This is a genomic window from Caballeronia sp. SL2Y3 (assembly GCF_022879575.1).
Lineage (GTDB): Bacteria > Pseudomonadota > Gammaproteobacteria > Burkholderiales > Burkholderiaceae > Caballeronia.
Genome location: NZ_CP084260.1, coordinates 547,198 through 570,737, shown reverse-complemented (window position 1 = coordinate 570,737; position 23,540 = coordinate 547,198). Strand labels below are relative to the sequence as shown.

The 23,540-nt window shown below is 63.7% G+C and carries 22 protein-coding genes; 13 read left to right on the top strand and 9 right to left on the bottom strand.

What is annotated here, in order from left to right:
- Positions 1–35 precede the first annotated feature (35 nt).
- The 3 genes from rpmB (at position 36) to nadB (ending at position 2,263) form a co-directional block, all read left to right on the top strand.
- A complete protein-coding gene (gene rpmB / locus LDZ26_RS02675; protein WP_008351171.1) occupies positions 36–269 on the top strand; it encodes a 50S ribosomal protein L28 in 234 nt (77 codons plus the stop codon).
- Positions 270–280: 11 nt separating this feature from the next.
- On the top strand, positions 281–448 hold the full coding sequence (gene rpmG, locus LDZ26_RS02670) for a 50S ribosomal protein L33 (protein ID WP_007180630.1): 168 nt from the start codon (positions 281–283) through the stop codon (positions 446–448).
- A 216-nt stretch (positions 449–664) separates the two neighbouring features.
- Complete coding sequence (gene nadB / locus LDZ26_RS02665; RefSeq protein WP_206467696.1) at positions 665–2,263, top strand: L-aspartate oxidase; 1,599 nt, start codon at positions 665–667, stop codon at positions 2,261–2,263.
- Positions 2,264–2,266: 3 nt separating this feature from the next.
- Here the strand turns inward: nadB and nadC are convergent, their stop codons facing one another.
- From nadC to purN, 6 genes are all read right to left on the bottom strand, one after another.
- A complete protein-coding gene (gene nadC / locus LDZ26_RS02660; protein WP_244848052.1) occupies positions 2,267–3,139 on the bottom strand; it encodes a carboxylating nicotinate-nucleotide diphosphorylase in 873 nt (290 codons plus the stop codon).
- Positions 3,139–4,266, bottom strand: a complete 1,128-nt coding sequence (gene nadA / locus LDZ26_RS02655; RefSeq protein ID WP_244848051.1) for a quinolinate synthase NadA — start codon at positions 4,264–4,266, stop codon at positions 3,139–3,141. Before nadA ends, nadC begins: the two co-directional genes overlap by 1 nt.
- A gap of 101 nt (positions 4,267–4,367) precedes the next feature.
- Positions 4,368–5,567, bottom strand: coding sequence for an acyl-CoA desaturase (locus LDZ26_RS02650; RefSeq protein ID WP_244848050.1), 1,200 nt, complete (start codon positions 5,565–5,567; stop codon positions 4,368–4,370).
- 250 nt (positions 5,568–5,817) lie between these two features.
- Positions 5,818–7,194, bottom strand: coding sequence for a mechanosensitive ion channel family protein (locus LDZ26_RS02645; RefSeq protein WP_244848049.1), 1,377 nt, complete (start codon positions 7,192–7,194; stop codon positions 5,818–5,820).
- A gap of 7 nt (positions 7,195–7,201) precedes the next feature.
- Positions 7,202–8,509: an RsmB/NOP family class I SAM-dependent RNA methyltransferase gene (locus LDZ26_RS02640; RefSeq protein WP_244848048.1), complete on the bottom strand. Its 1,308-nt coding sequence runs from the start codon at positions 8,507–8,509 to the stop codon at positions 7,202–7,204.
- Positions 8,506–9,156: a phosphoribosylglycinamide formyltransferase gene (purN, locus tag LDZ26_RS02635; RefSeq protein ID WP_244848047.1), complete on the bottom strand. Its 651-nt coding sequence runs from the start codon at positions 9,154–9,156 to the stop codon at positions 8,506–8,508. The genes LDZ26_RS02640 and purN overlap by 4 nt, the downstream gene beginning before the upstream one ends.
- Positions 9,157–9,322: 166 nt before the next feature.
- Between purN and LDZ26_RS02630 the strand changes: the two genes are divergently transcribed.
- The 6 genes from LDZ26_RS02630 (at position 9,323) to dut (ending at position 16,480) form a co-directional block, all read left to right on the top strand.
- Complete coding sequence (locus tag LDZ26_RS02630) at positions 9,323–10,318, top strand: bifunctional riboflavin kinase/FAD synthetase (RefSeq protein WP_244848046.1); 996 nt, start codon at positions 9,323–9,325, stop codon at positions 10,316–10,318.
- A gap of 99 nt (positions 10,319–10,417) precedes the next feature.
- The gene (ileS, locus tag LDZ26_RS02625; protein WP_244848045.1) at positions 10,418–13,249 is read left to right on the top strand and encodes an isoleucine--tRNA ligase; all 2,832 of its coding nucleotides are present in this window, start codon (positions 10,418–10,420) and stop codon (positions 13,247–13,249) included.
- Positions 13,249–13,755 carry a signal peptidase II gene (lspA, locus tag LDZ26_RS02620; RefSeq protein ID WP_244848044.1) on the top strand — a complete coding sequence of 169 codons (507 nt, stop codon included), beginning with the start codon at positions 13,249–13,251 and terminating at the stop codon, positions 13,753–13,755. Before ileS ends, lspA begins: the two co-directional genes overlap by 1 nt.
- A 55-nt stretch (positions 13,756–13,810) precedes the next feature.
- Positions 13,811–15,016 (top strand): bifunctional phosphopantothenoylcysteine decarboxylase/phosphopantothenate--cysteine ligase CoaBC, encoded by a 1,206-nt coding sequence (gene coaBC / locus LDZ26_RS02615; protein WP_244848043.1) that lies wholly within the window; start codon positions 13,811–13,813, stop codon positions 15,014–15,016.
- A gap of 7 nt (positions 15,017–15,023) precedes the next feature.
- Positions 15,024–16,037, top strand: a complete 1,014-nt coding sequence (locus LDZ26_RS02610) for an LLM class flavin-dependent oxidoreductase (RefSeq protein WP_244848042.1) — start codon at positions 15,024–15,026, stop codon at positions 16,035–16,037.
- Positions 16,034–16,480 carry a dUTP diphosphatase gene (gene dut, locus LDZ26_RS02605; RefSeq protein ID WP_244848041.1) on the top strand — a complete coding sequence of 149 codons (447 nt, stop codon included), beginning with the start codon at positions 16,034–16,036 and terminating at the stop codon, positions 16,478–16,480. The genes LDZ26_RS02610 and dut overlap by 4 nt, the downstream gene beginning before the upstream one ends.
- A gap of 70 nt (positions 16,481–16,550) precedes the next feature.
- Here the strand turns inward: dut and clpA are convergent, their stop codons facing one another.
- On the bottom strand, positions 16,551–18,854 hold the full coding sequence (gene clpA, locus LDZ26_RS02600) for an ATP-dependent Clp protease ATP-binding subunit ClpA (RefSeq protein ID WP_175939639.1): 2,304 nt from the start codon (positions 18,852–18,854) through the stop codon (positions 16,551–16,553).
- The gene (gene clpS, locus LDZ26_RS02595) at positions 18,851–19,165 is read right to left on the bottom strand and encodes an ATP-dependent Clp protease adapter ClpS (protein WP_008351199.1); all 315 of its coding nucleotides are present in this window, start codon (positions 19,163–19,165) and stop codon (positions 18,851–18,853) included. Before clpS ends, clpA begins: the two co-directional genes overlap by 4 nt.
- A 516-nt stretch (positions 19,166–19,681) precedes the next feature.
- Here clpS and LDZ26_RS02590 point away from each other — a divergent pair.
- A complete protein-coding gene (locus LDZ26_RS02590; RefSeq protein WP_175939638.1) occupies positions 19,682–19,888 on the top strand; it encodes a cold-shock protein in 207 nt (68 codons plus the stop codon).
- Between the two features lie 89 nt (positions 19,889–19,977).
- On the opposite strand, the gene icd is transcribed toward LDZ26_RS02590, so the two are convergent.
- On the bottom strand, positions 19,978–21,234 hold the full coding sequence (gene icd, locus LDZ26_RS02585; protein ID WP_244848040.1) for an NADP-dependent isocitrate dehydrogenase: 1,257 nt from the start codon (positions 21,232–21,234) through the stop codon (positions 19,978–19,980).
- Between the two features lie 220 nt (positions 21,235–21,454).
- On the opposite strand from icd, the gene LDZ26_RS02580 reads away from it, so the two are divergent.
- The 3 genes from LDZ26_RS02580 to LDZ26_RS02570 all read left to right on the top strand — a co-directional run bounded on the left by LDZ26_RS02580 (position 21,455) and on the right by LDZ26_RS02570 (position 23,408).
- Positions 21,455–22,030: a pseudouridine synthase gene (locus LDZ26_RS02580; protein WP_244848039.1), complete on the top strand. Its 576-nt coding sequence runs from the start codon at positions 21,455–21,457 to the stop codon at positions 22,028–22,030.
- A gap of 348 nt (positions 22,031–22,378) precedes the next feature.
- Positions 22,379–22,579, top strand: a complete 201-nt coding sequence (locus LDZ26_RS02575) for a hypothetical protein (protein ID WP_244848038.1) — start codon at positions 22,379–22,381, stop codon at positions 22,577–22,579.
- 367 nt (positions 22,580–22,946) lie between these two features.
- A complete protein-coding gene (locus tag LDZ26_RS02570) occupies positions 22,947–23,408 on the top strand; it encodes a DUF192 domain-containing protein (RefSeq protein WP_244848869.1) in 462 nt (153 codons plus the stop codon).
- Positions 23,409–23,540 lie beyond the last annotated feature (132 nt).

The window sequence follows — 23,540 nt, the reverse complement described above, 5'->3', positions numbered from 1 at the left end:
GAGCGTAGGAATCAGACTGTATTAGGAGTGCTCGCATGGCACGCGTATGCCAAGTAACTGGGAAAGGGCCGATGTCCGGCAACAACGTTTCCCACGCCAACAACAAGACCAAGCGTCGTTTCCTGCCGAACCTGCAGAACCGCCGTTTCTTCGTTGAAAGCGAAAACCGCTGGGTCCGTCTGCGCGTTTCGAACGCGGGTCTGCGCCTGATCGACAAGAACGGTATCGACGCCGTGCTCGCAGATTTGCGCGCACGCGGTGAAATCTAAGGAGCACGCACATGGCCAAGGGCGCACGCGACAAGATCAAGTTGGAATCGACCGCAGGCACGGGTCACTTCTACACGACGACCAAGAACAAGCGCAACATGCCGGAAAAGATGCTGATCAAGAAATTTGATCCCGTCGTCCGCAAGCATGTTGAGTACAAGGAAACCAAGATCAAGTAAAGCGGCGTTGTTCCGCGCAAGCGGAAGACGGACCGCACTTGAGATTGAGTGCCTGACGAAGACAGCAGAAAGCCCCGCTCACGCGGGGCTTTTTGTTTTTGCGGCGCGCTTTTCACACGCGTTTCACATGGTCGTGCATGGGTTTTCGCGGTTTCTTTGCCCTCGCGCGTTATGCTTGCCGGCTATCGACAACGACAGCGACGGAGACACGGCGGCATGAACTTCGATGTAGCGATCGTGGGGAGCGGACTCGCGGGCCTGAGCGTCGCGCTGAATCTGGCCGAGACGCGGCGCGTGGCGATCATCGCGAAGCGCGCGGCGAGCGAAGGCGCGAGCGACTGGGCGCAAGGCGGCATCGCGGCGGTGCTGGATTCGGCGGACAGCGTCGACGACCACGTGGCCGACACGCTCATCGCGGGCGGGGGCCTGTGCGACGAGGCGGCGACGCGCTACATCGTCGAAAACGGGCGCGCCGCGATTCAATGGCTGATCGACGAAGGCGTGCCCTTCACGCGCGACGTCTCGGCCGAACTCGGCTTCCATCTGACGCGCGAAGGCGGGCATAGTCATCGCCGCATCATCCACGCCGCGGACGCCACCGGCCACGCGGTCGTCACGACGCTCGGCGAGCGCGTGCGCAATCATCCGAACATCACCGTTCTCGAAGATCACTACGCGATCGACCTGATCACGTCCGACCGGCTCGGGCTGCCGGGCCATCGCTGCCACGGTCTGTACGCGCTCGACCTGAAAAGCGGCCGCACCGTCACGATCGAGGCGCCGCACACGGTCCTCGCGACGGGCGGCGCAGGCAAGGTCTATCTCTACACGACCAATCCCGACACCGCGACCGGCGACGGCATCGCGATGGCATGGCGCGCGGGCTGCCGCGTCGCGAACATGGAGTTCATCCAGTTCCATCCGACTTGCCTCTTCCATCCGTACGCGAAGTCGTTCCTGATCTCGGAAGCCGTGCGCGGAGAAGGCGGCGTGCTGCGCCTGCCGGACGGCACGCGCTTCATGCCCGCGCACGACGAACGCGCCGAGCTCGCGCCGCGCGATATCGTCGCCCGGGCGATCGACTTCGAGATCAAGAAGCGCGGCATCGACTGCGTGTACCTCGATATCAGCCACCAGCCGCGCGCGTTCCTCGAAGAACACTTCCCGACGATCCTCGCCCGCTGCCGCGAGTTCGGCATCGATATCGCGAAGGAGCCGATTCCCGTCGTGCCGGCCGCGCACTATACCTGCGGCGGCGTCGTGACGGATCTCGCCGGGCGCACCGACCGTCCCGGGCTGTATGCGGTCGGGGAAACGTCGTGCACGGGCTTGCACGGGGCGAACCGGCTGGCGAGCAATTCGTTGCTGGAATGCATCGTGGTCGGCCGGGCGGCGGCGGCGGCCATCGAAGCGGACGGTTTTTCGGCCGGATGCCACGCGCCCCTGCCCGACTGGGACGAAAGCCGCGTTTCCGATCCGGACGAGGAAGTCGTCGTCGCGCATAACTGGGACGAGCTGCGGCTTCTGATGTGGAACTACGTCGGCATCGTGCGTACGGACAAGCGGCTCGCGCGCGCCCGGCATCGCATTGCGCTCTTGCGCGACGAAATCCACGAGTACTACGCGAATTTCAAGGTGAGCCGCGACTTGCTGGAACTGCGCAATCTGGTGGATGTGGCGTCGCTGATCGTGGAAAGCGCATGTTCGCGGCGCGAAAGCCGCGGCCTGCACTACAGCCGCGACTGGCCCGAAACCTTGCCGAAGGCGCTGCCGACCGTGCTGACGCCGCCGGCGGCGCGGCGGCGCGCGGTCTGACGGCTAGATAAGGCGCATCGAGTAATCGGTGGCGCGCACGTCCTTCGTGAGCGCTCCAATCGAAATGCGGTCGACGCCGGTTTCCGCTATCGCCCGCACAGTTTCGAAGTTCACCCCGCCCGACACTTCCAGCAACGCGCGGCCCGCCGTCACGCGCACAGCGTCGCGCATCGCGTCGAGCGTGAAGTTGTCGAGCAGAATGGACTCTGCGCGGTGCGCGAGCGCCGTTTCGAGCTGCGCGAGCGTTTCCACTTCGATCTGAACCGGCACGCCCGCGTTCAGCGCGAGGGCCGCGTCCATCGCCGCGCCGACGCCGCCCGCCGCCGCGATGTGGTTCTCCTTGATCAAAATGCCGTCGTAGAGCGCGAGCCGCTGGTTCGCCCCGCCGCCCACGCGCACGGCGTACTTTTGCGCGAGCCGCAGGCCAGGCAGCGTCTTGCGTGTGTCGAGAATCCGCGCGCGCGTGCCTTCGATCGCGTCGACGTAACGGCGCGTCGCGCTTGCCACGCCCGAAAGCAGTTGCAGGAAGTTGAGGCCATTGCGCTCGGCCGTCAGCAGCGAGCGCGCGGGGCCGTGCAGCAGCACGACCGGGGTATCGGCGGCCATGCGCTGCCCTTCGCGACACTGCCATTCCACTTCGATGGACGCATCGACGCGCCGCATCACTGCGTCGAACCACGGCGCACCACACAGCACGGCTTCTTCCCGCACGATGATCCGCGCCGTGCGCCGCGCGTCCGCCGGCACGAGGCGACCGGTCACGTCGCCGGTGCCGATGTCTTCGGCGAGCGCATCGGCGACATTACGCGCGAGCGCGGCGTCGAATGCTTCGCCGTATTGCGAGCGCACTTCGTCGAAAATCGGTGAGTACGGCATCACGCGGCTCCCACGTTCGAGAACAGCGCGGCGTCCTTCGCCAGATCGCCGCTCGCCTGCACGGGCTTCTTGTGACGCGCGGCGAAATCGAGCATCCGGTCGATCGGCACGCGCGCACGCTGCCCGATGGCGGCGTCGACGTGAATCTCGTTATGCCCGCGTTCGAGCACGTCGGCGAGATTGGTGAGACCGTTCATCGCCATCCACGGACAATGCGCGCAACTCTTGCACGTGGCGCTGTTGCCGGCCGTCGGCGCTTCGATAAACGTCTTCCCCGGCGCGGCGAGCCGCATCTTGTGCAGAATGCCGAGATCGGTGGCGACGATGAAGCGGCTCGCGTCGAGGCGCACGGCGGCGTCGATCAACTGCGTGGTCGAACCGACGACATCGGCCAGCTTCACGACCGCTTCCGGCGACTCGGGATGCACGAGAATCTTCGCGTCCGGATACTCGGCACGCAGCAGGTCGAGTTCGATGCCCTTGAACTCGTCGTGAACCAGACAGGAGCCCTGCCACAGCAGCATGTCCGCGCCCGTCTTCTTCTGGATGTAGCCGCCGAGGTGACGATCCGGCGCCCATAGAATCTTCTCGCCGCGTGCGTGCAAGTCCGCGACGATTTCCAGCCCGATGGACGACGTGACCATCCAGTCGGCGCGTGCTTTCACGGCGGCGCTCGTGTTCGCGTACACGACGACCGTGCGGTCCGGATGCGCGTCGCAGAACGCGGCGAATTCGTCGGCGGGACAGCCGAGATCGAGCGAGCACGTGGCGTCGAGGTCGGGCATCAGCACGCGCTTGTCCGGGCTGAGGATCTTCGCTGTTTCGCCCATGAACCGCACGCCCGCGACAACCAGTGTCTTTGCCGCATGGTCGCGGCCGAAGCGCGCCATTTCCAGGGAATCGGCGACGCAGCCGCCGGTTTCGTCGGCGAGTTCCTGTAGCTCGGCATCGACGTAATAGTGCGCGACCAATACGGCCTGTTCCCGCCGCAACAGCGCGCGAATGCGCTCCTTCAACGCGCGTTTTTCGTCCGGCGACGGCGCTTGCGGCACGCGCGCCCACGCCTCGCCTACTCCACACGTCAGCCCTTGCGGCCGGTCGTACTCGACGCTTCTGATCGCCTGCATGTCCCCTGTCTCCTGCCGAATCAGCGAAAATCCGTCGCCCAAAAACAAAGACCCCGCCAAAGCGGGGTCTTGTGACGTCTAAGAATTTTAGCGGATATCGCTTACAGGGCGTAGCGGCGCAGACGCAGCGCGAAGTCCTGCAGCGCCTTGATGCCGCTTTGTTCCGCGCGATGACACCAGTCCTGCAACTGCGCCAGCAGTTGCTCGCGCGATGCGTTCGAGCGGTCCCACATCGCCGCCAGGTCCTTGCGAAGTTCGATGTACGTGCGCAGCTTCTGGTTGTCCGAGAACAGTTCCGGCAGTTGCTTGCGCTGCGGCTCGTTCAGGCCGTCCTCGTCCTTGTGGAACCACTTGCGCGCCCCGCGCATCAGCTGATACTTCTCGCGCGCGCCGGCTTCCTTCAGCTTCACGAGTTCCTGCTTGTACGCACGCTTGAGCGCCTTGCCATAACGCGCCATGACTTCGTAACGGTTCGCGAGCACGGCTTGCAGCGTGTCGTGATCCGGCACCGACTTCGATTCCGACAGGCGCGGCGTGGGCGCGAGCTTCTTCACCTTGGCGAGGCCAACTGCCGACAGAATGCGGATGTACAGCCAGCCGATGTCGAACTCGTACCACTTGCTCGACAGCTTGGCCGAGGTCGCGTACGTGTGGTGATTGTTGTGCAGTTCTTCCCCGCCGATCAGGATGCCGAGCGGGAAGATGTTCGTGCTTGCATCGCTCGAATTGAAGTTGCGATAACCCCAGAAGTGCGCGAGACCGTTGACGACCCCCGCCGCCCAGAACGGAATCCAGATCATCTGCACGGCCCACACCGACAGCCCGACGATGCCGAACAGCGCCACGTCGATGACCATCATGATGCTGATGCCGAGGATCGGATAACGCGTGTACACGTTGCGCTCAATCCAGTCGTTCGGCGTGCCGTGGCTGAAGCGGCGCAGCGTTTCTTCGTTCTTCGCTTCCGCGCGATACAGTTCCGCGCCTTCGAGCAGCACCTTCCAGATGCCGCGCGTTTGCGGGCTGTGCGGATCTTCTTCGGTCTCGCACTTCGCATGGTGCTTGCGGTGGATGGCCGCCCACTGGCCGGTCAGCATGCCGGTGGTCATCCACAGCCACAGGCGGAAAAAGTGGCTCGCGATGGGGTGCAGGTCCAGCGCGCGATGCGCCTGGCAGCGGTGCAAATAAATGGTGACGCCCGCGATGGTGACGTGCGTCACCGCCAGCGTGAACAAGAGAATCTGCCACCAGGAGAAATCCAGCAATCCGTTGGCGAGAAAATCGAGGGAGGAATTCAGCAAGGCAATTTACCTATGTAGCTGTGAAATTCGGAAAAAATGGCCGACGAAGAGAGTCAAAAATCGACTTATCGCCGCATGTCGGGCGCGTGAAAGGTCAGCGCCGAAGTTCGATCGCATTCTACTGCATGCGTTCCAAGTCGTTGTCGTAAAGGTGAATTTTTTTGAATCTCGGACATTCAAGAAAAATCTTACGCGGCAAAGATTGGCGTCATCCTTGCAGAAAAGGAAGGAATGCCGCCCCGTTGATGCTTCAAACGGCGCCTCCAGCCGTCGACGAAAGCTCGTCGCGCTGGAATCCGGCATTTCCTACCGATTCACTTGCCGCACCGCCGACGATTCGCACTTCGCGCTGCGCGTACGGAATCTCGATGCCATGCTCGCAGAATAACCGCCACACGCTGCGATTGACTTGCGACTTAACGCCGCCCGTGCCCTTCGCCGCGTCCTCGATCCAGAAGCTCAGTTCCAGATTGATGCCGTCCGCGCCGAAACTCGCGAGCAGCGCCGCCGGTGCCGGGTCCTGCAACACGCGCTCGACGCCCTGCGTTGCTTCGACGAGGAGTCGCATCGCGCGTTCCACGTCCGAGCGATAACTCACCTGCACCGCGATTTTCGCGTTGCCGCGCGTCAGATACGACGAGTGATTCTGTACGACATCGGTAATCAGCTTTTCGTTCGGAATCAGTGTTTCGATGCCGTCCAGCCCGCGCACGACCGTGTATCGCGTGCGAATCTGCGTGACGGTGCCCTGAAAGCCGCTGACATTGATCATGTCGCCGAGCCGGAGCGACCGGTCGAGCAGAATGATGAAGCCCGACACGTAATTGCTGGCGATCTTTTGTAAGCCGAAGCCGAGCCCGACGCCCAGCGCGCCGCCGAACACGCCGAGCACCGTGATGTCGATGCCGACGATCGACAGGCTCACGAGTATCGCCGCGAGAATCATCAGCGCCCGCGCGACGCGCCCGAGCACCACCTTCAGGTTCGCGTCGAGCGAGCGCGAACGCGTGAGGCGGTCGTCGAGAAGCGCGCCGGCCCACATCGCTACGATCAGCGTCACGCACACCCAGAGCAGGCCCGAGGCGAGCGAGAGCAGCGTCATGTGCGCGTTGGCGAAGTTGAAGCGCACGCTCGCCATCCAGCGGACGACGTCGTCCTGAATGCCCATCACCGTGAGGAGCATCGCGACCCAGACGAGCACCGTGACCAGCTTTTCGAAGAGGAACAGCAGCGCGCCCGCCTCGTGGTCCGCGCCGCCGGTGGCGCTCTTGCTGAAGACGCGCCGCACCACATAGAACATGGTGTAGATCACGGTGATGCCGCACAGCGGCACCAGGGCGAGCCGCAGCAGCGCCGTGTGCATGACGGGCGCGAGCGCGAGTTGCGCGATCGAGACGAAAACGGTCCCGAGCAGCGGAAACAGCGCCTTGTTGAGACTCTCCGCGCCGAAGCGGACGGCCTCGAAGCGCGACTGCCGCCGCGCGTCGAGCTGTTTGCGCAAGAAACCCGCGCACCACCACGCGATGGCGAGCAGCGCGATCAGCGCGCCGACTTGCCACAGCACTTCCGCCTCGCCGAAATCGCGGACGAGCCGTTCCGAAAGGTGGCTCAGGAAGCGGGTCTGCATCGCGCGCTTATGCGCTCTCTTCCCCGGAGCTTTCGTCCGCCGCTTGCGCCTTCGCGCCGGGCACGCGCTCCAGCACGGCCGCGAAGAAGCCGTCCGTGCCGTGCTTGTGCGGCCACAACGACAAATACTCGCCCGTGTCCAGCTCGATGCGCTGCTCGGCGAGCACGTCGCGCGCAGGGACGACGCGGAAGTTCGGATGCGTTTCCAGGAACTGCGCGACGACGCCCTCGTTCTCCGCTTCGAGCATGCTGCACGTCGCGTACACGAGGCGGCCGCCTGTCTTCACGAGCCGCGCGGCGCTCGTGAGAATGGAAAGCTGCTTCGGCGTGAGTTCCGCGACGGTCGCGGGCGACTGCCGCCACTTGAGGTCGGGATTGCGGCGCAGCGTGCCGAGCCCGGAACACGGCGCATCGACGAGCACGCGGTCGATCTTGCCCGCGAGGCGCTTGATCTTCGCGTCGTGTTCGCTGTCGATCAGCACCGGATTCACGTTCGAAAGACCGCTGCGCGCAAGGCGCGGCTTCAGCTTCGCGAGCCGCCGGTCGGACACGTCGAAGGCATACAAACGGCCGGTGGAGCGCATCATCGCGCCGAGCGCAAGCGTCTTGCCGCCCGCGCCCGCGCAGAAATCGACGATCATCTCGCCGCGTCGCGGGGCCACCAACGAACACAGCAACTGGCTGCCCTCGTCCTGCACTTCGATCCAGCCTTCCTGGAACGGCTGCAGGCGCGTGAGCGCGGGCTTGCCGTCCACGCGGATGCCGAACGGCGCGAACGGCATGTCGAACGCGTCGATGCCCGCGTCGATGAGCGCCTTGCGCACCACGTCGCGGCTCGCCTTGATCGGATTCGCGCGCAAGTCGAGCGGCGCCGGATAGTTCAGCGCGGCGGCAAGCTGCGCGAGCTCGTCCGGCTCGAAGCGCTTGGCCATCGCGTCGTAGATCCACTGCGGCAGGTTCGTGCGCACGCGCACCGGCAGGCTCGCGGGGTCGATCTTCGAGACTTGCGCGAGCCACTGATGCTCGTCCGCCGAGACGAACGGCTTGAGCGCGGTGAGGCCCGCGGTCTGCATCAGCCCGAGCAGCGCGAGACGCCGCGCCTGATTGCCCGTGCCGCTTTCCGCGAGATGCGAGAACTCCATCTTCCGCCGCAGCACGGCGAAGACCGCCTCGGCGATCACGCCGCGCTCGCCGTGACCCAGCTTCGGATGCGCGCGGAAGAAACGGCTCGTCGCCGCATCGGCGGGACCGGAAAAGCGGAGCACGTCCGCCAGCAGCGTTTCGGTTTGACCAATCAGAAATCCATGCAGCCTCATGCGCCCTCCCCGGCAATGTCGGCAAAGAGCCACTGCGGCTCAGACGGCGTGAGGGCGACTCGTTCGCCCTCGATAGAAAGACGCCCTTCCACGAACCAGCGCACCGCGCGCGGGTAAATGATGTGTTCTACGGCGAGCACGCGCGCCGCGAGCGCGGCGGCGTCGTCGCCCGCGAGGACCGGCACCGCGCCCTGCGCGACGATCGGCCCGTGATCCAGCTTCGCCGTCACGAAATGCACGCTCGCGCCGTGCACGCGCACGCCCGCGTCGAGCGCCTGCTGATGCGTGCGCAGGCCGGCAAAGCACGGCAAGAGCGACGGATGCACGTTCAGCATGCGCCCGGCGTAGCGTTCGACGAACGCATCGGTGAGCACGCGCATGAAGCCGGCCAGCACGACGCAATCCGGTTCGAAGCGGTCGATTTCACGCGCGAGCGCCGCGTCGAACGCTTCGCGGCCGTCGAATTCGCGGTGATCGACGACCACAGTTTCGATGCCGTTCGCGGCCGCGAAGCCGAGCCCGGCGGCATCCGGCCGGTTTGAAATGACCGCACAGACGCGCGCCGGCCAGCCCTCGCGCGCGCAAGCACGCACGACGGCCTCCATGTTGCTCCCGCGTCCGGAGATCAGAATGACGATTTTTTTCATCCGCAGATTTTATCATTCCAGGGACGGCGAAAATCGTGCCAGTGAGACGACGGCGGCGCGCGAGTCCCTCGGGCGCCGCCGCCCGGCACGCGCGCCCGTGCATCCGTGTGAGCGTTTATAATCGAACGCTTTGCAGCATCAGCCCTCCCACCGACCAACGCCTATCGTGAGAGTCTTTCGCGGCCTCCCCAATGCCGAAAGCCGGGCGCCCTGCGCACTGACCATCGGCAACTTCGACGGTGTCCATCGCGGGCACCAGGCGCTGCTTGCGCGCGTGCGGGCCGCTGCGGACGCGCGCGGGCTGCCGGTCTGCGTGATGACTTTCGAGCCGCATCCGCGCGAGTTCTTCAATCCGGCGGGCGCGCCGCCGCGCATCGCCATGCTGCGCGACAAGCTCGAAGCGCTGCGCACCAACGGCGTGGATCGCGTGGTGGTCGAGCATTTCAATCACACGTTCGCGAGCCAGCCGCCGGACACGTTCGTCAAGAACGTCATCGTCGACGGCCTGCACGCGCGCTGGGTCATGGTCGGCGACGACTTCTGCTACGGCGCGAAACGCGCGGGCAATTTCGATTCGCTCAAGGCCGCAGGCGACAAGTACGGCTTCGAGGTCGAGCAGATGGCCACCGTCGCGCATCCGAACGGCGCGCGCATTTCGTCGTCGTCGGTGCGGGCGTCGCTCGTCGCGGGCGATCTCGACGCGGCGAACGTCGCGCTCGGGCGTCCGTACATCATCAGCGGCCACGTCGTGCATGGCGCGAAGCTCGGCCGCGATCTCGGCTTTCCCACGCTCAACCTTCCGATTGCCCACAAGCGTCCGGCGCTCGCGGGCATTTTCGTCGTGCGCGTGCACGGCCTGACGGATGAACCGCTGCCCGCCGTCGCGAGCCTCGGCCTGCGTCCGACCGTGGACGATTCCGGCCGCGTACTGCTCGAAGTCTTCGTGCTCGACTGGCACGGCGACGCGTACGGCAAGCTCGTGCGCGTGGAGTTTCTGAAGAAGCTGCGCGACGAGGAAAAGTACGTCGATCTCGAAACGCTGTCCGCCGCCATCGCGAGGGACGTCGACAACGCGCGCGCCTACTTCGGCCTGCCGCCCGCCAGCAACGCGGGCAACCGCGCGACGGGCTTCGCCATTTCGGCCACCGACCGAATTAGGTAAGCGCGCCGTGCCGCATGATCCATGCGCGCATCGCCCGCTGCCCCGCCTCCGAATCATCGCGCGCCAACGCGCCGTCTCACCGAATTCACTGAGTCACCCATGAGCGACAAGAAAGAGAAAGCCTCCTCGAAATACCCGGTCAACCTGCTCGACACGCCGTTTCCGATGCGCGGCGATCTGCCCAAGCGCGAACCTGCGTGGGTCAAGGAATGGCAGGAGAAGAAGGTCTACGAGAAAATCCGCGCGGCGAGCCGCGGCCGCAAGAAGTTCATCCTGCACGACGGCCCGCCGTATGCGAACGGCGACATCCACCTGGGCCACGCGGTCAACAAGATCCTGAAGGACATGATCGTCAAGGCGCGCAATCTCGCGGGCTTCGACGCCGTCTACGTGCCGGGCTGGGACTGCCACGGCATGCCCATCGAGATCCAGATCGAAAAGCAGTTCGGCAAGTCGCTGCCCGCCGCCGAAGTCATGCAGAAGGCGCGCGCCTACGCGAGCGAGCAGATCGAGAAGCAGAAGGTCGGCTTCCGGCGTCTGGGCGTGCTCGGCGACTGGGACAATCCGTACAAGACGATGAACTTCGTCAACGAAGCGGGCGAAATCCGCGCGCTGGCGAAGATCATGGAAAAGGGCTTCGTGTTCCGTGGCCTGAAGCCCGTGAACTGGTGCTTCGACTGCGGCTCGGCGCTGGCCGAAGCGGAAGTCGAGTACAAGGACAAGACTGACCCGACCATCGACGTGCTGTTTGGCTTCGCGGAACCGGAGAAGACCGCGCAGGCGTTCGGCCTGCCGTCGCTGCCGAAGACGGAAGGCGGCATCGTCATCTGGACGACGACGCCTTGGACCATCCCCGCCAATCAGGCGCTGAACGTGCATCCGGAGATCGTGTACGCGCTCGTGGATACGCCGCGCGGCTTGCTGATTCTCGCGCAGGAGCGCGTCGAAGCGTGCCTGCAGAACTACGGTTTGCCCGGTGAAGTCATCGCCACGACGACCGGCGCGAAGCTCGCGAACGTGCGCTTCCATCATCCGCTCGCGGCGGCGCATCCGGGCTACAAGCGCACGTCGCCCGTCTATCTCGGCGAGTACGTCACCACGGAGAGCGGCACGGGCGTCGTGCATTCGTCGCCGGCTTATGGCGTGGAAGACTTCGTGTCGTGCAAGGCGCACGGCATGGCGGATTCGGACATCATCAACCCCGTGATGGGCGATGGCCGCTACATCGAATCGCTGCCGCTCTTCGGCGGCTTGTCGATCTGGAAAGCGAATCCGGAAATCGTGGAAGCGCTGAACAACGCCGGGTCGCTGCTCAAGACCGAAAAGTACACGCACAGCTACATGCACTGCTGGCGTCACAAGACGCCGATCATCTATCGCGCGACGTCGCAATGGTTCGCGGGCATGGACGTCACGCCGAAAGACGGCGGCAAGACGCTGCGCGAAACGGCGCTCGAAGGCGTCGAGAACACGGCGTTCTATCCGTCGTGGGGCAAGCAGCGCCTTTTCAGCATGATCGCGAACCGCCCGGACTGGACGCTCTCGCGTCAGCGTCAATGGGGCGTGCCGATGGCGTTCTTCGTGCACAAGGAAACGGGCGAACTGCATCCGCGCACGATCGAATTGCTGGAGGAAGTGGCGAAGCGCGTGGAGCAAGGCGGCATCGAGACGTGGCAAACGCTCGATCCGCGCGAGCTGATCGGCGACGACGCGAACATGTACGAAAAGAACCGCGACACGCTCGATGTCTGGTTCGACTCAGGCACGACGCACTGGCACGTGCTGCGCGGCTCGCACAAGGACGAGCTGCAATTCCCGGCTGATCTGTATCTGGAAGGCTCGGACCAGCATCGCGGCTGGTTCCATTCGTCGCTGCTCACGGCTTCCATGCTCGACGGCCGCCCGCCCTACGACGCGCTGCTCACGCACGGCTTCACCGTCGATGGCGAAGGCCGCAAGATGTCGAAGTCGCTCGGCAACGGCGTCGATCCGCACGAAGTGGCGAATCGCCTCGGCGCGGAAATCATCCGCTTGTGGATCGCATCGACGGACTATTCCGGCGAGCTCGCCATCTCCGAGGAGATTCTCAAGCGCGTGACGGAGACGTATCGCCGCATCCGCAACACGCTGCGCTTCCTGCTCGCGAATCTCTCGGATTTCGACTTCGAGAAGAACGCGGTGCCGGTCGCGGATTGGCTGGAAATCGACCGTTACGCGGTGGCGCTCACGCGCAATCTGCAGGACGACGCGCTCTCGCACTACGAGAGGTACGAGTTCCATCCGGTCGTGGCCAAGATCGCGACGTTCTGCTCGGAAGACTTGGGCGGCTTTTATCTCGACGTGCTGAAGGACCGTCTCTACACGACGAAGCCCGATTCGCGCGAGCGCCGCAGCGCGCAGACCGCGCTCTTTTACATCGCGCACGGCTTGCTGCGACTCGTGGCGCCGTATCTCTCGTTCACGGCGGAAGAAGCGTACAAGGTGCTGAAGCCCGGTCAGGACACGATCTTCGCCGAGGTCTACGCGACGTATCCGGACATTCCGAACGGCGGCGAGTTGCTGGACAAGTGGTCGCTGATCCGCTCGGCACGCGGCGACGTCACCAAGGCGCTCGAAGAAGCGCGCACCGCGAATCTGATCGGCTCGTCGTTGCAGGCGGAAGTCGTCGTTCGCGCGAGCGGCGCGCGTTACGACGCGCTCGCGAGCCTCGGCGATGCGCTGCACTTCGTGCTCATCACGTCGCAGGCGTCGGTTGAGCGCGTGGGGAGCGAAGCGGAAGAAGGCGTCGACGTGGCCGCATCCCCCTACCTGAAGTGCGAACGCTGCTGGCACTATTGCGCCGACGTCGGCTCGCACCCCGAGCATCCGGGTCTGTGCGGCCGCTGCTTCTCCAACCTGTTCGGCGCTGGCGAAACGCGAGGCGCAGCATAATGGCAAGGACTATGGCGAAACAAAGTACTTCGAGCGGTTCGCTCGCGCCGTGGATCGGCGTCGCGCTCATCGTGATTCTGTTCGACCAGTTGACGAAGATCGCGGTCCAGAAGGTCTTCGCGTACGGCGAGCCACATGCGCTCGCGCCCTTCTTCAATCTGCTGCTCGTCTATAACCGCGGAGCCGCGTTCAGCTTTCTCGCGGCGGCGGGCGGCTGGCAGCGCTGGGCGTTCACCGCGCTCGGCGTCGTGGCGGCGGCTGTCATCTGCTATCTGCTCAAGAAGCATTCGGCGCAGCGGCTTTTCTGCGCGGCGCTCGCGCTCATCATGGGCGGCGCGATCGGCAACGTGATCGACCGGCTGGCCTACGGCCATGTGATCGACTTTCTCGACTTCCACGTGAAGACGTGGCACTGGCCGGCGTTCAATCTGGCCGACAGCGCGATCACGGTCGGCGCGGTGCTGCTGATTTTCGACGAACTGCGGCGCGTACGCGGCTCGAAGTGATGTGCTCAGGCGCGGCTCCCTTTCCGGAGCCGCGTTTTTTTGCGACGGAGGCAAGTTGGAACTCGCAGGCAAACATCTCGTGCTGGGACTGACCGGCGGCATCGCGTGCTACAAGATCGCGGAGCTGACGCGGCTGCTCGTGAAGGCCGGCGCGACCGTGCAGATCGTGATGACGGAAGCGGCCACGGAATTCATCACGCCCGTCACCATGCAGGCGCTCTCGGGCCGTCCCGTGTATGTGTCGCAATGGGATGCGCGCATGCCGAACAACATGCCGCATATCGATCTGTCGCGCGAGGCGCATGCCATCGTCGTCGCGCCCGCCTCGACCGATTTCATCGCGAAGCTCGCGCATGGCATGTGCGACGACCTGCTCTCCACGCTCTGCGTCGCGCGTGATTGTCCGCTGCTCGTCGTGCCCGCGATGAACCGCCAGATGTGGCAGAACCCGGCGACCCAGCGCAATGTCGCGCAGATCCGCGCGGACGGCGTCGACGTGCTCGGCCCGGATTCGGGCTCGCAGGCGTGCGGCGAAGTCGGCGACGGCCGCATGATCGAGCCGGAAGCCGCGTTCGAAGCCATTTGCGCGTCGTTTCAGCCCAAGATTCTGCGCGGCCGCCGCGTGCTGATTACCGCCGGCCCGACGTTCGAGCCGCTCGATCCGGTGCGCGGCCTCACCAATCGCTCGTCGGGCAAGATGGGCTTCGCGCTCGCGCGCGCGGCGGCGCAGGCGGGCGCGGACGTGCATCTCGTCGCCGGGCCGGTTTCGCTGGCGACGCCGTGGGGCGTCTATCGCGAAGACGTGCAGACCGCGCAGCAAATGCACGATGCCGTCATGCAGGCCGCGTCCGATGCCGAGATTTTCATCGCGGTGGCGGCGGTCGCGGACTGGCGCGTCGATCACGCAAGCGAGCACAAGATCAAAAAGTCGAGCGATGCGTTGCCCGCGTTCAACTTCGTCGAGAATCCGGACATCCTCGCTTCGGTCGCGAATCTGCCGAACCCGCCGTATTGCGTCGGCTTCGCGGCCGAAAGCGGCGATCTCGACTTGCACGGCGAGGAAAAGCGCAAGCGCAAGAACGTGCCGCTCCTGGTCGGCAATCTCGGGCCGCTCACCTTCGGCCTCGACGACAACGAAGTCGTGCTCTTCGAGGCATCGGGCCGCACGCCGTTGCCGCGCGCCGACAAGCAGTCGCTCGCGCGCACGCTGATCGCGGAAATCGCCAAGCGCGCGCCGAGCGGCGGCTCGCTTCTCTCGTAGGCTCGACATGACGAAGTTATCCGTTCTCGACCAGACGCCGGTCATCCACGGCCACACGACGGCGGACGCCATCGCGGCGACGCTGGACCTTGCGCAACTCGCCGACGACCTCGGCTACACGCGCTACTGGTGCGCGGAGCATCACGGCCTGTACGGCGTGTCGAACCCGTGCCCGGAAGTGATGCTCGCGCGTATCGGCAGTCTGACGAAGCGCATCCGCATCGGCTCGGGCGGCGTCATGCTGCCGTATTACAGCCCGTTCAAGGTCGCCGAGCAGTTCCTGATGCTGGAGGCGCTGTTCCCGAATCGCGTGGATCTGGGCGTCGGGCGCGCGCCCGGCGGCGACATGCGGACCGCGCAGGCAGTGGCCGCCGGGTCGTACAATCGCGGCGATATCTTTCCGCAGCAAGTGGCGGAACTCATCGCGCTCTTCGACGGCAAGATTCCCGACGATTCGCTCGCCCAAGGCGTGCTGCTGCAACCGCAGATCGACACGCGTCCCGAACTGTGGGTGCTCGGATCGAGCGATTTCGGCGGTCTGCTCGCCGCGCAGCTCGGCATTCGCTTCGCGTTCGCGCATTTCATCAACGCGCACATGGGGCATCACGTGGCCGAGGCGTATCGCGAGCGGTTCGTCGCGGGTCACGAAGAAAAGCCGTATCTCGCGGCGGCGGTGTTCGCGATCTGCGCCGATACCGAAGACGAAGCCGAGGCGCTGGAAAAGGCCGTCGATCTGCGTCGCGTGCAGATGGCGTATGGCCTCAACCAGCCGATTCCGTCGGTCGCGCAGGGCGTCGCGCAGCAATACGGCGAGCGCGAGCGCGCGGTGATCGCGCATGAGAAGGCGCGCAGCATCATCGGCACGCCGGAGCGCGTCACGGAGAAACTCCACGCGCTGCAAGAACAATTCGACGCCGACGAACTGATCGTTCTGACGGTCGCCGGCAGCTACGCCGCACGCACGCGGTCCTATCAACTCCTCGCCGACGCGTTCGCGCTCGGCCGCTCAGCCCGACCATGAAACTCGACGTCAAGATTCTCGACGCGCGCATGCGCGATTTTCTGCCCGCTTATGCTACGCCCGGCAGCGCCGGCCTAGACCTGCGCGCGTGTCTGGATGCGCCGCTCGTCATCGAGCCGCATCAGACCGTGCTCGTGCCCACCGGCCTTGCCATCCACCTCGCCGATCGCGGCTATGCGGCGCTCATTCTGCCGCGCTCAGGCCTCGGCCATAAGCACGGCATCGTGCTGGGCAATCTCGTCGGCCTGATCGATTCGGATTATCAAGGGCAACTGATGGTTTCGACGTGGAATCGCGGCGACACCGCGTTCACGCTGAATCCGATGGAACGGCTCGCGCAACTGGTCATCGTGCCGGTGGTGCAGGCGCAGTTCAATATCGTCGATGACTTCGAGGCGAGCGAACGCGGCGCGGGCGGATTCGGCAGCACGGGCAAGCACTGAGCTTTCCGAAGCAAAAAAAACGGCGCGTTCATTGAAGAACGCGCCGTTTTTCTTTGAGGCTAACTTACGATCAGTCGACTTCGATCGCTTCCGGATTCGGATTACGCGGCGGCGCCGAGTTCTCGTCGAACGTCAGCTGCACCTTGTCTTCCGCATCGACGTCCACGGTCACGCGGCCGCCGTTGAGCAGCTTGCCGAAGAGCAGTTCGTCGGCGAGCGCGCGGCGAATCGTGTCCTGAATCAGACGCTGCATCGGACGCGCGCCCATCAGCGGATCGAAACCGTGCTTCGCCAAGTGCTTGCGAAGCGCATCCGTGAACACCGCATCGACCTTCTTCTCGTGCAGCTGATCTTCCAGTTGCATGAGGAACTTGTCGACCACGCGCAGGATGATTTCCTCGTCCAGCGAGCGGAAGCTGATGATCGCATCGAGACGGTTGCGGAACTCCGGCGTGAACATGCGCTTGATGTCGGCCATTTCGTCGCCCGACTCGCGGCGCGACGTGAAGCCGATCACCGCCTTGCCCATCGCCTCGGCGCCCGCGTTCGTCGTCATGATGATGATGACGTTGCGGAAATCCGCCTTGCGCCCGTTGTTATCCGTCAGCGTGCCGTGGTCCATGACCTGCAAGAGCACGTTGTAGATGTCCGGGTGCGCCTTCTCGATCTCGTCCAGCAGCAGCACGCAATGCGGCTTCTTCGTGACGGCCTCGGTCAGCAAACCGCCCTGATCGAAACCGACGTAGCCCGGGGGCGCGCCGATCAGCCGGCTCACCGCATGGCGCTCCATGTATTCCGACATGTCGAAGCGCAGCAGTTCGATGCCGAGCGTGAACGCAAGCTGCTTCGCCACTTCCGTCTTGCCGACGCCCGTGGGGCCGGAGAAGAGGAACGCGCCGATCGGCTTGTCCGTCTTGCCGAGACCCGCGCGCGCCATCTTGATCGACGCCGACAGCGCGTCGATGGCCGGATCCTGACCGAACACTACCGCCTTCAGGTCGCGGTCCAGCGTCTGCAGCTTGCTGCGGTCGTCCTGCGACACGCTTTGCGCCGGCACGCGAGCGATCTTCGAGATGATCTCTTCGATCTCGCTCTTGCCGATAGTCTTCTTCTGCTTCGACTTCGGCAGAATGCGTTGCGCCGCGCCCGCTTCGTCGATCACGTCGATCGCCTTGTCCGGCAGATGACGGTCCGTGATGAAGCGCGCCGACAACTCAGCCGCCGCCGACAGCGCGCCCGACGAATACTTCACGCCGTGGTGCTCCTCGAAGCGCGACTTGAGACCGCGCAGAATCGCGACCGTCTGCTCGACGGAAGGCTCGGTGACATCCACCTTCTGGAAGCGCCGCGAAAGCGCCGCGTCCTTCTCGAAGATGCCGCGATATTCCGTGAACGTCGTCGCGCCGATGCACTTCAACTGCCCCGACGACAACGCCGGCTTCAGCAGGTTCGAAGCGTCGAGCGTGCCGCCCGATGCCGCGCCCGCGCCGATCAGCGTGTGGATCTCGTCGATGAACAGAATGGCGTGCGGACGCTCCTTCAGTTCCTTCAGCACCGTCTTGAGACGCTGCTCGAAATCGCCGCGATACTTCGTGCCCGCGAGCAACGCGCCCATGTCGAGCGAGTAGACCTGCGCATCCGCGAGGATGTCCGGCACTTCGCCGCGCGTGATGCGCCAGGCGAGACCTTCGGCGATGGCCGTCTTGCCGACGCCCGCTTCGCCCACGAGCAGCGGATTGTTCTTGCGGCGGCGGCAGAGCACCTGCACCACGCGCTCGACTTCCAACTCGCGGCCGATCAAAGGATCGATCTTGCCGTCCTTCGCCTGCTGGTTCAGGTTCTGCGTGAACTGCGCGAGCGGCGTTTCCTTCTGGGCGGCGGCGTCTTCCGATTCCGGATTCGCTTCGCTGTTCGCCTTCGCGGCGTCGCCGCTGTTCGTCTTCGCGATGCCGTGCGAAATGAAATTCACGACATCCAGACGCGTCACGCCCTGCTGCTGCAGGTAGTAGACCGCGTGCGAGTCCTTCTCGCCGAAGATCGCGACGAGCACGTTCGCGCCCGTCACTTCCTTCTTGCCGTTCGAAGTCGATTGCACATGCATGATCGCGCGCTGAATCACGCGCTGGAAACCAAGCGTCGGCTGGGTATCGACGTCGTCCGTGCCGGGCACGGTCGGCGTGTTGTCATGAATGAAATTGCGCAGGTTCTGACGCAAATCCTCGATATTTGCTGCGCAGGCGCGCAGCACTTCAGCCGCGGTCGGATTGTCCAACAAGGCCAGTAAAAGATGCTCGACCGTTATGAACTCGTGCCGCGCCTGACGTGCTTCCATAAACGCCATGTGCAGACTGACTTCCAGTTCCTGGGCAATCATGCTTCCTCCATCACGCACTGCAGCGGATGCCCCGCTTGCCGTGCATGGCTAACGACTTGCTCAACTTTGGTCGACGCAATGTCCCGCGTATAGACCCCACAAACTCCCCTGCCCTCGCGATGAACCTTCAGCATGATCTGCGTCGCAGTCTCACGATCTTTATTGAAGTATTCCTGCACGATCATCACGACGAATTCCATCGGCGTGAAGTCGTCATTCAGCAGCACCACCTTGTACATCGCCGGCTTTTTGAGCTTCTGCTCCTGCCGCTCGAGTACCGTGCCATCCTGCTTGTTGGGATTTATCGCCATACACCCATTCTAAACAACACGGACGCCTTCGCAATTGCCGCTCCAGCACTGGCCGCACGGCCCTATGGTATGGCTGGAAAACACGCGTTGCGCAGCGACCGTCCATCGAATCCTGCCGGCGCCCAACCTTCGGCGCGGCCCGCTTGCACCTCGTCGAATCCAGTATCGCACAGCTTCAAAAAAAACAAACCGCACGACGGTGGCGCGCTGCCGGGCGTATCACACAAGTGAGACGATTATGCGACTTTTCAAGATGCCTTGCTTGGACGGCGGCGCACACGGCAAAGCAGGAATTACCCTACGAATGTGGACTTTGCAACGAGCTTATCGGCCATCCCAAAAATTCCTTGACACTCGATTTAAGAGATTTAACAATCAAACTGGCACTTTTTTCCGGGGGCATCGGGCAAAAAAGGCCGAGGGGAGCAGTGAGGAGGGGGCGGTTCGCTGTGGGGGTGGGCCGTCGAGCTTTTCGAGCGTGCTCTGGTTGAGACGAGAGTTAGAGGGGAAGTACGAATGTCTACTGGTACGGTCAAGTGGTTCAATGACGCGAAAGGCTACGGATTCATCACGCCCGACGAAGGCGGCGAGGATCTGTTCGCACATTTCTCGGCGATTCAGATGAACGGTTTCAAGACGCTCAAGGAAGGCCAAAAGGTCACTTTCGAGATCGTCCAGGGACCGAAGGGCAAGCAGGCATCGAACATCCAGGACGCAGCCTGACCGTTCAAGTGCCATGAGCTCGTAAAAACCCGGCTTCGCGCCGGGTTTTTTTATGCGCGCTGCAGCGGGCGTTGCCCGCCGGGACCGCGTCACATGTTCTCGATCATCACCTCGCCGAATCCCGAGCACGACACCTGTGTCGCGCCTTCCATGAGCCGCGCGAAGTCGTACGTGACGCGCTTGGAAAGAATCGACTGCTCCATCGACGCGATGATGCGATCCGCCGCCTCAGTCCAGCCGAGATGGCGCAGCATCATTTCGGCGGACAGAATTTCCGAGCCCGGGTTCACGTAATCCTTACCGGCGTACTTGGGCGCGGTGCCGTGCGTGGCCTCGAACATTGCAACGGAGTCCGACATGTTGGCGCCCGGCGCAATGCCGATGCCGCCGACCTGCGCCGCGAGCGCATCGGAGATGTAGTCGCCGTTGAGGTTGAGCGTGGCGATCACGTCGTATTCCGCCGGACGCAGCAGGATCTGCTGAAGGAACGCATCGGCGATCACGTCTTTCACGACGACATCCGCGCCCGTCTTCGGGTTCTTCACCTTCATCCACGGGCCGCCGTCGATGAGTTCGGCGTTGAACTCCTTCTGTGCGAGCGCGTAACCGTAGTCGCGGAACGCGCCTTCGGTGAACTTCATGATGTTGCCCTTGTGCACGAGCGTGACCGAGCGCCGGTTGTTGTCGATCGCATACTGAATCGCCTTGCGCACGAGCCGCTCCGTGCCCTCGCGCGACACCGGCTTGATGCCGAGCCCCGACGACTCCGGGAAGCGGATCTTCTTCACGCCCATTTCATCGCGCAGGAACGCGATTACCTTCTTCGCTTCCGCCGATTCGGCCGGCCATTCGATGCCCGCGTAGATGTCTTCCGAGTTCTCGCGGAAGATCACCATGTCCACCTTGTCGGGCTCGCGCAGCGGCGACGGCACGCCCTTGAAATAGCGCACTGGGCGCAGGCAAACATACAGGTCGAGTTGCTGCCGAAGCGCAACATTCAGCGACCGGATGCCGCCGCCGACGGGCGTCGTGAGCGGTCCCTTGATCGAGACGACGTATTCCTTCACGACATCGAGCGTTTCGTCCGGCAGCCAGACGTCCGGACCGTAGACGCGCGTGGCCTTTTCGCCGGCGAAGATCTCCATCCAGTGAATCTTGCGCTTCCCGCCGTAGGCCTTCTCGACTGCCGCATCCACCACCTTGAGCATGACCGGCGTGATATCGACGCCCGTGCCGTCGCCCTCGATGTACGGAATGATCGGCTGATCCGGAACGTTGAGCGAGTAATCCGCGTTGACGGTGATTTTTTCACCGCCCGCCGGAACCTGGATGTGCTGATACGACATGGTCGACTCCAATGAAGGCCGGACTTGATGATTGGTTGGCGCGGACGCTCGCTGCGCCAGTGCTTTCATTCTATCCACGGCAGGCGGGCGACAGGCCCTTCGCCCGGCGTGGCAGTGAGAGAAACGGATCGCGATCCATTATGCATTAAGATGCCGCATCCACGCCCCGGCGCCTTGCCGCGCGGCGTGCACGCCTTCCACCCGTTCCGCTTGTCTGCCGATGCCGCTCATCGCTCTGAATAAACCGTTCGGCACGATCTGCCAGTTCTCCGCGCACGAAACCCGCGCGTCGCTCGGCGACTTCGTGAAGGTGCCGGGCGTCTATCCGGCGGGCCGGCTCGATGCGGACAGCGAGGGCCTTCTTCTGCTCACCGACGACGGCGCGTTGCAGGCGCGCATCGCGGAGCCGCGCCACAAGCTCGTCAAGCGTTATTGGGCGCAGGTCGAAGGCGCGCCCGGCGACGAAACGCTCGCGCGTCTCGCGAAGGGCGTCGATCTCGGCGATTACGTGACACGGCCATGCAAGGCCGCTTTCGTCGCGGAGCACGACATCGAAAGGCTGTGGCCGCGCAATCCGCCGATCCGCTATCGCGCCGCCATCCCGACGACGTGGATCGAACTTGCCATCACCGAAGGGAAGAACCGCCAGGTCCGGCGCATGACGGCAGCGGTCGGCTTTCCGACGCTGCGGCTCGTGCGCGTGGCGATCGGCGCGCTCGACGTGTTTTCGCTCGGACTCGCGCCCGGCGAAAGCGTCGAAGTGCCGGCGCAATCGCCATGGAAAACCGGGCGTTGAATCGCCATTGAAGTATCGCGCCGGGCGCTTTTGTGAAACGCGCCGATTAGCCGCGTATCAACCCGCGAAGATTTTTTGCATCTGGGCAGTGAATCGCTGCGAAATTGCGTCAACCGACTCTTTCGGCGAGGCGTTAAGGGCCACAGATGCCGCACAAAGCTATCCGGCATGAACGAAACACCCTTTCGATTAACCTGTGTGCTCCAGGCTTTTTGAAAGGAACAAGCGTTCACAGCCGTATCGAGTTTTTGCCGATACGACTGTCAACCGAAAGGTGGATGGCTCGTTTACCGACATGACTCAATGACCGGGTCGTTTGGTTAATTAACTCAAGCTGAGGATTCACAAATGAACAAACTGATCGCTGCTCTCGTCGCTGGCCTGTTCGCAACGGCTGCATTCGCACAAGCTTCGGCTCCGGAAGCGGCTGCTCCGGCTGCTGCTTCGGCTGCTTCGGCTCCGGCTCACAAGGCTGCCAAGAAGCACTCGCACAAGAAGTCGCACAAGGCTGCCGCTTCGGCACCGGAAGCTGCTTCCGCAGCTCAGTAAGTTCGTTGTAAGACGCGGTATAGCGAAGCTAAAAACGAGCATTACCGCCGTCTTCACGGCGTTAAAGGGCAGATCGCCGAATGGCAATCTGCCCTTTTGTTTTGCATCCGGCCTTTGCGTGCGGTCTTTGCGTCCGGCCTTTGCGTCCTTTCGTTTTGCGCCGTGAACTGCGTCCGCTGCCTTTGCCCGCGCTTTTTACATTCGCGTCTCGCTTCAAGTAACATGCGCGGGGCTGCTGTTTTTTCTTGGCGTGGACGATCGATTTTCCAAGGAGCATCGTGTGAATTCGCTGTTGCATTCTCTGCGCGCGTTGCGCGCGCCATTCTCTTTTGCTGAATCGATTCGCCGCGCGAGTGTCGTTCGACGACTGCGCGCGCTCCTCGTCGCGATTCTGCTGCCGCTCGCCGCGCTTTCGCTCGCGCAGGCTCAGACGATGCCGCCCGGCGCGAAGCAGCCGTCGGACTTTCCACGCGCGAAGCTCACCGCCGGCATGTTCGTCATCGACGCCGCCGTAGCCGCCAACGATGCCGATCGCGAGCAGGGTCTCATGTATCGCACGCAACTCGCGGCGAACGAAGGCATGCTTTTCGTCTTCGACGAGAACGCAGTGCATTGCTTCTGGATGAAGAACACGCTGATCCCGCTGTCGATCGCGTTCATTCGCGCGGACGGCACGATCACCGACATCGACGAAATGGATGCCGAAACCACGAATAACCATTGCCCGCGCAACAACGGCGTGTATGCGCTCGAGATGAGCAAGGGCTGGTTCACGGCGAAGGGCATCAAGCCGGGCATGAAAATCAAGGGATTGCCGGGCGTGCAGTAAGCGCAAGTCTGGATGAACGACAAAAACGGCGTGTCGCCTGACGCGCCGTTTTTTTTCGCCCTCGCGGGGCGCGCAGGGACAATCCGAAACCGTTTGTCGCAACGTTCGGCAGGGCTGGCAAGATTCCTGCAA

Bases quoted from the DNA above. Each gene is read 5' to 3' on its own strand.
- rpmB (WP_008351171.1), top strand. From the start codon at position 36: ATGGCACGCGTATGCCAAGTAACTGGGAAAGGGCCGATGTCCGGCAAC.
- rpmG (WP_007180630.1), top strand. From the start codon at position 281: ATGGCCAAGGGCGCACGCGACAAGATCAAGTTGGAATCGACCGCAGGC.
- nadB (WP_206467696.1), top strand. From the start codon at position 665: ATGAACTTCGATGTAGCGATCGTGGGGAGCGGACTCGCGGGCCTGAGC.
- nadC (WP_244848052.1), bottom strand. From the start codon at position 3,139: ATGCCGTACTCACCGATTTTCGACGAAGTGCGCTCGCAATACGGCGAA.
- nadA (WP_244848051.1), bottom strand. From the start codon at position 4,266: ATGCAGGCGATCAGAAGCGTCGAGTACGACCGGCCGCAAGGGCTGACG.
- LDZ26_RS02645 (WP_244848049.1), bottom strand. From the start codon at position 7,194: ATGCAGACCCGCTTCCTGAGCCACCTTTCGGAACGGCTCGTCCGCGAT.
- LDZ26_RS02640 (WP_244848048.1), bottom strand. From the start codon at position 8,509: ATGAGGCTGCATGGATTTCTGATTGGTCAAACCGAAACGCTGCTGGCG.
- purN (WP_244848047.1), bottom strand. From the start codon at position 9,156: ATGAAAAAAATCGTCATTCTGATCTCCGGACGCGGGAGCAACATGGAG.
- ileS (WP_244848045.1), top strand. From the start codon at position 10,418: ATGAGCGACAAGAAAGAGAAAGCCTCCTCGAAATACCCGGTCAACCTG.
- lspA (WP_244848044.1), top strand. From the start codon at position 13,249: ATGGCAAGGACTATGGCGAAACAAAGTACTTCGAGCGGTTCGCTCGCG.
- LDZ26_RS02610 (WP_244848042.1), top strand. From the start codon at position 15,024: ATGACGAAGTTATCCGTTCTCGACCAGACGCCGGTCATCCACGGCCAC.
- dut (WP_244848041.1), top strand. From the start codon at position 16,034: ATGAAACTCGACGTCAAGATTCTCGACGCGCGCATGCGCGATTTTCTG.
- clpA (WP_175939639.1), bottom strand. From the start codon at position 18,854: ATGATTGCCCAGGAACTGGAAGTCAGTCTGCACATGGCGTTTATGGAA.
- clpS (WP_008351199.1), bottom strand. From the start codon at position 19,165: ATGGCGATAAATCCCAACAAGCAGGATGGCACGGTACTCGAGCGGCAG.
- LDZ26_RS02590 (WP_175939638.1), top strand. From the start codon at position 19,682: ATGTCTACTGGTACGGTCAAGTGGTTCAATGACGCGAAAGGCTACGGA.
- icd (WP_244848040.1), bottom strand. From the start codon at position 21,234: ATGTCGTATCAGCACATCCAGGTTCCGGCGGGCGGTGAAAAAATCACC.
- LDZ26_RS02580 (WP_244848039.1), top strand. From the start codon at position 21,455: ATGCCGCTCATCGCTCTGAATAAACCGTTCGGCACGATCTGCCAGTTC.
- LDZ26_RS02575 (WP_244848038.1), top strand. From the start codon at position 22,379: ATGAACAAACTGATCGCTGCTCTCGTCGCTGGCCTGTTCGCAACGGCT.